5 protein-coding genes and 1 pseudogene are annotated in these 8,028 nt (G+C 74.6%); all 6 read right to left on the reverse strand.

What is annotated here, in order from left to right:
- Positions 1 to 72 precede the first annotated feature (72 nt).
- Entirely contained in the window at positions 73 to 1,065 is a 993-nt protein-coding gene (locus tag ACOJTC_RS03080) for a hypothetical protein (protein ID WP_420115649.1), read from the reverse strand.
- Between the two features lie 63 nt (positions 1,066 to 1,128).
- Complete coding sequence (locus ACOJTC_RS03085) at positions 1,129 to 2,913, reverse strand: type IV secretory system conjugative DNA transfer family protein (RefSeq protein ID WP_420115652.1); 1,785 nt, start codon at positions 2,911 to 2,913, stop codon at positions 1,129 to 1,131.
- A 5-nt stretch (positions 2,914 to 2,918) separates the two neighbouring features.
- Positions 2,919 to 4,649, reverse strand: coding sequence for an ATP/GTP-binding protein (locus ACOJTC_RS03090; protein ID WP_420115650.1), 1,731 nt, complete (start codon positions 4,647 to 4,649; stop codon positions 2,919 to 2,921).
- The gene (locus ACOJTC_RS03095) at positions 4,646 to 6,139 is read right to left on the reverse strand and encodes an SCO6880 family protein (protein WP_204924438.1); all 1,494 of its coding nucleotides are present in this window, start codon (positions 6,137 to 6,139) and stop codon (positions 4,646 to 4,648) included. The genes ACOJTC_RS03090 and ACOJTC_RS03095 overlap by 4 nt, the downstream gene beginning before the upstream one ends.
- A 54-nt stretch (positions 6,140 to 6,193) precedes the next feature.
- On the reverse strand, positions 6,194 to 7,381 hold the full coding sequence (locus ACOJTC_RS03100) for a hypothetical protein (protein ID WP_420115651.1): 1,188 nt from the start codon (positions 7,379 to 7,381) through the stop codon (positions 6,194 to 6,196).
- Positions 7,382 to 8,028: pseudogene (locus ACOJTC_RS03105) on the reverse strand (hypothetical protein); the annotation flags it as partial.

The following is an 8,028-nucleotide window of genomic DNA, read 5'->3' on the forward strand; positions in this document are numbered from 1 at the left end:
GGGGGGGGGCCGGGGGGCCCCGGCCCGGGCCGGGGGGGCCCCCCCGACCTGGCCGGTCACGGCCGGCGTGACCTACCGGACGACACCGGAGCCACCGCTGCTGCCGCCACCGCCGCGCCGGTGGTGGTCACGGGTGCGGTCGGACACGTTGCGCCGGCTCACCGACTCGTGCGACGAGCCGCTGTCCCGGCCGCTGGTGCGGGAGGTGTGGTTGCGGGACGTGTGGTTACGGGAGGTGACCCCGCTCCTACGGTGCGAACTGGCGGTGTCGGCGATCTCCCCCCGGGACTCCGTGTCCTGGTGGGAGCGCCTCGGCTGTTCCCGGGGGCCCCGGGTGACCATGAACGCGGAGCCGGCACCGTGCACAATGGCCCCGGCGTTGCCGGCCGTGGTGTCCTGACCCGGCGCGTAGCCGACGCCCCAGGTGAGCGCGCCGGCGGTGGCCACCGCGCCGTAGGCGGCCCGGACCAGGTCACCCTGCCGGCCCGCGCGCAGCGAGTTGACCACCTCCTTGCCCACCACGTACGCGCCGGGGCCGGCGGCCAGGGCCAGGCCCACGCTGTTGGCCACCGCGTTACCCCGCAGCCCGGCGGCGCCCTGCACCCCGGGCGACGCGACCATCGACACGAAGTTGACGATCTTCTCGTCGTTCTCGTAGATCCAGTTGCCGGTCGCCTTGATCAGGGTCATCACCCGGTTCGCGCTGTCCAGCGAGTGCTCGCTGGTTTCCCTGTCGTTCCACTCGACGCTGATCGAGTCCCCCGGGCCAGGGCTGCTGCGGCCCGAGGAGGTCGACGTGCTGTACGGCTGGCCCACGTCGGCCTGGTAGTCGGCCGCGCTGTACTGGCCGTAGCCCGACGGCACCGACGAGGTGCTCGGGGCGTCCTGGCTGTAGTTGCTGGGGGTGTAGGCGCCCGGGGTGTAACTGACCTGGCTGTAGACGCTCGGCGAGTAGACGACCTGCGGCTCGGACTCGGTCGGGGTGGGCGGGTAGTGGACGCTGTAGCTCTCGCTGCCGGTGGGACTTCCGGTCCCGCCCGGTGGCGGCTGATGGGGTGAGGACACCTGGGCTCCTTGATGCTCGACCAGCGGTTGACACGCTCTTTACGACCGGCCCGGCGTACCGGTTCAGCCGGCGGCCGGGGTTTCTCGCCGGTTCGCCTGCCACGGCGTCGCGGTGGCCTTGCCGGCGGCCCGCTCGGTGATCGCGGCGACCTCCTGACGGGCCTGGGCCGAGATCCGCGCCGCGTCCGGCTCCTTGTACCAGGGCCGCAGCGTGATCACGGCGGGTCGGATGCCGGTGGCGAGCAACAGCGCGGTCCCCTTCGGCAGGGCCCGGATCCGGTCCGGCGGCAGCACGTGCTCCTGCCGGTACGAGGTGGACCGGGACGAGCCGTCCCGGCTGCGCGAGACGCTGACCGTGCTCACGTCGTGCTGCCCGACCAGCTTGGAGACCTTCTCCACGAAGTCGGCGTCGTCGAGGCCCGCACCGAGCAGCTTGATGGTGGCCGCGCCCCACAGCGCGTCCATCCCGGCCTCGCCCCACACCCGGGACCCCTGCCGGTAGCTCTGCAACAGGGTGACCACGTTGATCCCCCGCGATCCCAGGTGCGAGTAGAGGTCCGGCAGGTCGGAGATCCGGCACACGTTCGCCGCCTCGTCCAGCACCGCCGTCATCGGCGGGTCGAGCCGGCCACCCATCCGTTCGGCGGCCACCACCCCCGCCCGCAGGGTCGCGTCGGCGAGCCCGGCGATCACCCCGGCGGCCGAACCGCCACCGTCCTTGGAGAGCAGGAAGAGGGTGTCCCGGCCGAGCACGTGCTGTTCCGGGCGGAACTGCGGCAGGTACGGGTCCGGGGACACCCAGGCCAGGATCTCCGGGTCGAGCAGGCACGCCACGCACTGCCGGGCCGTCTCGTAGATGCCGTCGCGGGTCTCCACCGCCCCGCGTACGGTGCCCTGGAGCTGCTCGGCCATCGCCGGCAGCCCGGCGTCGCGCAGCAGGTCGATCGGGGTGCGGTCGGCCGGGTCGGCCAGCCAGCCGAGCAGCTCGGCGACGGGTGCCCGCCCCCGGGCGGCGGCCAGGAAGAGCGCGGTCAGGGTGTTCTGCGCCGCCGAGATCCAGAAGTCCTTCTTGGCGGTGTCGTCGTTGACCGACGCCACGAAGTGCCCCGCCAGTCGGCGGGCCCCCTCGATGCTCGTACAGTCGGCGAGGATGTCCCACCACATCCGCCGGGGCACGTGGGCGATGCCCTGCGGGTCGAACGTCCACACCGTACCGACGCGTTCCCGTTCGGCGCGGGTCACCGCGTACACGTCGGACTTGTTGGAGGTGAGCAGGACCGCGCCCCGGGCCCGCAGCACCCGGGGAACCGCGATGCCTGTGGACTTGCCGGCCCGGGGGGCCATCAGGTCCAGCTCCACGTCCTCGAAGGAGGAACGCAGCTCCGGGCCGTTGGGCGACAGGTCACCGAGCAGGTTGCCGGTGTCGTCCGGGGCGAGCTGCCGTACCCCGGCCAGCGAGGGACGCAGCTCCCGGGCACGGGCCGCGATCCCGGCGGGGGCCAGCGGGGCCAGGTCACGCACCCGGGCCAGCCCGACACCGCGCCCGCGCAGGTCCAGCAGCCGGCGTCCGGCGAGCACCCCCGGCACCACCAGCAGCAGCGCCACCACCAGCATTCCGGCGTAGACCGCGTACGGCGACGCGCCGGGCCACAGCGTGCCGGTGTCCCCGGAGATCAGCGCCAGGTACGCGCCGAGCGTGAACGGCGGCGGGTGCCACCCGTGCCCGGTCACCGCAGCGCCCAGGGTGCCGCCCAGCCAGGCGACCGTGAACAGCGCCGCGTTGGCGAGGACCACCAGGCAGAACGCCCAGAAGAACAGGTCCGCCCCCCGGGGCGCGCCCGACGACATGCGGCTCACGCCCGCCACCTCCGCTCACCGGCGGCGACCTCGTCGGCGGCCAGTTCCGGCCGGGTGGCCAGGTTGCCCAGTTCCGCCTCGGCCTCGAAGGCCGCCTGCCGGGCCGCCGCCCGCTCGGCGGCCTGCTGGGCGGCGTAGCCGTTCTGCACCCAGCGCTGGTTGGTGTCGTGCAGCCGGCGCTCGGTGTCGGTGATGGACACCCGGATCGGGATGCCGGGCCGGCCACCCACCTTGATCAGGAACCGGCCCCGCCCCGGTGGCTCCTCGTTGCTGCCGGTGCTCGCCCAGCCCGGTGGCGACGACCAGGAGGAGACCAGCTCGATCTCCCGTTTGGACAGGCCGATCACCCGGCCCAGGTCGGTCATCTCCGCCGCCGGCAGCCCGGCGCAGGCGACGATCCCGGCCCGTTCCACGAAGCCGCGCGCCTTGGCCCGGTCGGCGTCGGAGCCCAGCGCCTCGGCGTCCTTGAGGGTGTGGGTGATCTTGGCATCGCCGAGGCCGAGCGACCGGTTGAGCCGGGTCAGCGCGTCGATCCGGTCGACGATGCCGGACGCCGCCCGCAGTGGCCGCCACAACTCGTCCAGGATGGTGAAGAACCAGCGGCGCGGGGCCAGCCCGGCGTCGGCCAGGGCGTGCGAGGCGGCGACCGTGCCCAGCCCCTCGGACCAGGCGGCCAGCATCGCCGCGGCGGTGAGCTGGGTGTCGGACTCGCCGATGCGGGAGATGTCGATGCACACCGCCGGGGCGTCCGGGTCGATCCGGGTGGAGGTGGTCGAGCCGAAGGTGTCGCCCAACGCCCCGTCGAGGATGCCCAGCAGCGACCGGTGCAGCGGGTCCACCGCGTCGCGGTAGCGGCTCTCCTGGCCCCGGTCCAGGGTCACCGCGCGGACCCGGTCCGGCCCCTCCGCCAGCACCCGCAACAGATCCGGCAGCAACGGGGCCCGGCCCTGCGGGGTGTGTTCGCGCAGGTGCCGCAGGCAGGCCGAGAGCACCGACTGTTCGTGGTCGTCCAGGGCTCGGCCGCGCACGATGGTCAGCAGCGCCGCCACCATGTTCAGCACCCGGCCGTGCGTCTCGGCGGCCAGCGCCCGGCCGGCCCGGCCGCCGATGCGCTCGGCGGCCAGCCCCATCGCCCCCGGGTCCAGCACGTTGATCCCGCCGACGCCGCGCCCGATCGGGATCACCTGCCCGCCGAGGGCGCGGACCGTGTCCGCGTAGTCCGGCTTGAGGTCGCCGAGGACCAGCGGCACCACGCCGGTCGCCGCCAGGCCCACCGCCATCCGGTTGATCAGGGTCGACTTGCCCAGGCCGGGCATGCCCAGCATGAACAGCGACGGGTTGGAGATGTAGCGGGCCCGGGTGAACCAGGAGATCGGATCACCGCAGACCGTGGCGCCGGTGTAGAGGTGCTGGCCCAGCGGCACCCCGGACATCGGCGCCCCCGAGCCGGCCGAGAACGGCCACAGACCGCACGCCTGCACCGTGGTGGCCCGCCACATGGTGGGCGCGTCGAGGTAGCCGACCCGGCCACCGCCGGGACCCTCCCACCCCCGCGCCGAGGCGGGCAGCTCCCGACGGGGCCGGGGCGGCCGGGTGTTCTTCGGCGGTACGGGGGCCCCGTCGTCCGGGTCGCCGACCAGCCCGGTCAGCGCGGTCCGCGCCCCCGAGGTCCCGGCCGGCCAGCCCGCCCCGAGCCCGTCCGCGCGGACGACCGGTGCGCCGCTCACATCGCCTCCTGGAGTTCGTGTGGCAGCACGGTCTGCTCCCACGGAAGGATTCCGGCCGGCAGGGTGCAGGTGAACGCCGCCGCCTGCATCCGGTGGGCCGGCCGCATCGCGATGCGGGTCGCCCCGGTCATGTTGCGGACCAGCACCGACGCGTCGTCGAGCTGGGACCGGTCGTCGACGGTGACGGTGAGCATCAGTGAGAACTCGACCAGACCCGCCCCGGTGGCCTCCTCGGCGGCGGCCTGCTCGGCGGCGCGGACCTCGGCGGCGGCCCGCGCCTGCACCATGCCCCGCCCCGAGGTGGCCATGAACTGCGCCGTCCGCCGGTCGGCCTCGACGATCCGGGCCGAGGTCGCCGGGTCGATCGGCCGGTAGAGCAGCGCCACCCGCTTACGGCGGGTCCCGGCGGACGCGTCGAGCATGGTGCGCAGCACACTGGAGCGCACCGTCCCCCGGGGAGCCAGGGTGAGCAGCCAGGTCCGGGACACCCCGGAGTCGTGCTGGTAGGCGTCCACCGACTCGACCGCCGCGACCGGCCCGCAGTCGGCCCACTCCAGCCCGGTCTGCCCGTGCTCGGCCCGGACGCTGAGCACCTCGGCGGCGCAGGCCGGGTCGTACGCCACCCGGACCACCTCGGCGATCTGCTCGGCCGACAGCGGCTCGGCGACACCCCCACCGGCCCCGATCAGCCCGGTCAGCAGGCTCGGCACCCGGATGGCCAGGTCGGTGACCACGTCCTGCGGGTCCCGTCGCGGCCCGCCCACCGGCGCGTAGGTGAGGGTGATGTACGAGTTCATCTCCGACGACGCCGACGGGTAGTCCTCGACCACCTCCTCCAGCACCGCGCGCGCGGCGGCGGGAGCGGCGGCGTCCAGCCGGGGCAGCACCTCCGCCGCGAGCCGGGTGCCCGGGTCCGGGGCGGTCTCCACCACCACCGACGCCCCCCGCAGCCCCGGCTCGTGGGCGAGCCGGGACAGCCACTCCCCCCACAGCGACACCCACGTGTCGACCTGCTCCGGGTCGACGAGCGACCCGCCGTCGGGTTCGCACCGCAGCACGATCGTGTAGAGGTTGCGGCTCTTGTGGTGCAGCACCCCGAACGGTCTGTCGTAGGCGTCCCGACCCTCCCGGGCGAGCACCCCGCTGAGCAGGCCGGGCGGCGGGAACCGGCCACCCGGTCGCGCCGAGAGCGGCCCGGAGACGTACAGGTGCTCGCGCCGGGACACCCGACGCGACCAGCCGATCCGCAACGTCAGGAGCTGGTACATGTTGCGGCCGTCCTGGGTGCGTACGGCCATCGGCAGCAGCGCCACCACCAGCGGCACGCCGACCACGAACGCCGCCTGCAGCGACGCCAGCGAGGCCAGCAGCACCAGCACCAGCCCGCCGAACACCCCGACCGTGCCGACCAGGCCGAGCGGGCCCAGCCCGGCCCGGCGCGGCCGACGCCAGTTGCCGTACGTCGGTTCGATGACGGCTTCGGTCGTCATTGCCTCCCCCTCGTCTCACCCGGGCGACGGCCGCCCGGCCGTCGCCCCGCGCTGTCAGTTGTGGCCGGCGTCGCCGTCCGCGCCCGACACGGTGCCGGCCGCCATGCTCCGGCCGGCGCGGGCCGCCCGGTGCGCCCCGTCGATCGCCGCCCCGACCGGCCCGGCCAGCCGGGCGGCGGAACCCGCGGCCGACGCGGAGCCGCCCGCGTTACGGCCGGTGCGGCCCTCGCTGCCGGCCGGTCCCTGCCGGCCGGTGTCGCCCCGACTGCCCTGCGGCCCGCGAGCCCCGGACGGCGCTCCCCCGCCCCCGCCGCCGGAGGACAGGGCGGACCCGGCGACCCGTTTCGCGCCGGAGGCGACCATGCCGCCCGCGGCCGAGACGGCGGTGCCGGTCGGGTCGCCGGTGCCCAGCGCCGCCGTGGCCGGCACCACGATCTTGAGCAGCGCCGGCAGGGCGATCGCCGACAGCAGCAGCACGCCGATGCCGGCGATGCGGATGTGCGAGGAGTTCTGGGTCCGGCTGCCGACGGCGAGCATCTCCGCGCCGGAGAACATGATCAGGCCGACGGCGGGCTTGTAGAGCAGCCAGGCCACCGTCCAGCCGATGTGCTTGCGCCACCAGCCGGCACCCCAGTTCGTCATCGACGCGGCGGCCGCCAGCGGCAGCGTGCCGAGCATGATGGTCATCACGCCCAGCCGCAGGTAGAGCATCAGTACGTGCACGATGGCGGCGATCAGCAGCAGGAAGGCCAGCACCAGCAGCAGGAACGACTCGATGGAGGAGCCGTTGTCCACGCACGGCACCCCCATGATCACCTGCATGGCCGCCGACTTGAGCAGGTGGTCGGAGAAGCCGTCGGAGAGGCTGGCCGCCCGGCCCACCACCCACGAACCGGCCCCGGCGACCAGGATGACCCGCAGGAAGCCCTGCAGGGCGGTCCGTCCGGCGGTGCCCTTGCGTTCCATCGCCATCCGGGCGGCGGCGAACAGCACCGACCCGATCGCCAGGTACGTCACGACCCACTCGATCTGGTCGCTGATCAGGCTCGGTACGTCGTCCGGACCGCCCTCGGTCGTGGTGCCCAGCGTCGGCACCGAGGCGCTCAACTCGGCGAAGATCGAGATCGCGGCGGCCAGCATCAGGTTGGCGATCATCCGGACCAGGGTGCCGATCGGGTCACCCAGGAACGAGAAGAAGCCGGTGATGATGTCGAGGGGACTGGGAGGTGAACACCCGCCCATCTACTTCCTCCAGAGTGTGTAGCCGGCGCTGCCGGTGACCGTGCCGAGCGACGCGTGCACCACGCCGGCCCGCGACGGCGCGACCTTCCAGTCACCGGCGTCCCAGCGCAGCTCGACCAGGGTCGCCACGTAGCCCCCGGCGCCGGTCTTGACCAGCAGCTGCACCCGGGCGGCGTCGGCCGCGTACCGGACCAGGGCGAAGCCCGCGTAGCTGCCGCCGCCACGGCTGGTGACCACCCCGGCGGCGGCCTCCAGCCGGGCCACCAGCACGTCGCGGCCCGGCCCCGGCAGCACCTGCCGGTCGGCCACGGCCCGCCAGGCGGGCCCGGCCAACTGGGTGGGCACGGCGTGCGCCGCCAGCACCCCACCGATGGGGGTGTGCGCGAAACACCCCAGCACCCCGTCGGCGGTGCGCGACGGTCCCTGCGTCGCGGAGACCGGCACCCGGTCGCCGCCGTCGAGGGTCCGCCACGCCACGTCGTCAGGCGGCACCGCCGTCCCGGCCGCCACCACCGGTCGGGACGGACACTGTGCCACCTGTGCGTCGGCGGCGGTCCGGACCACCGGGTCGACCTCCGGCTGCCGGGTCGCCCCGGACACCCAGACCCCCGCCGCCAGCAACGCCATGCCGGCGAGGAACGCGACGG

This window comes from Micromonospora sp., assembly GCF_048594385.1.
GTDB classification, from domain to species: Bacteria; Actinomycetota; Actinomycetes; order Mycobacteriales; family Micromonosporaceae; genus Micromonospora; species Micromonospora wenchangensis.

What these genes read in the sequence shown, in the direction of transcription:
- ACOJTC_RS03085 (WP_420115652.1), bottom strand. Translation starts at nt 2,913, where the DNA reads ATGTCGTCGGGCGCGCCCCGGGGGGCGGACCTGTTCTTCTGGGCGTTC.
- ACOJTC_RS03095 (WP_204924438.1), bottom strand. Translation starts at nt 6,139, where the DNA reads ATGACGACCGAAGCCGTCATCGAACCGACGTACGGCAACTGGCGTCGG.
- ACOJTC_RS03100 (WP_420115651.1), bottom strand. Translation starts at nt 7,381, where the DNA reads ATGGGCGGGTGTTCACCTCCCAGTCCCCTCGACATCATCACCGGCTTC.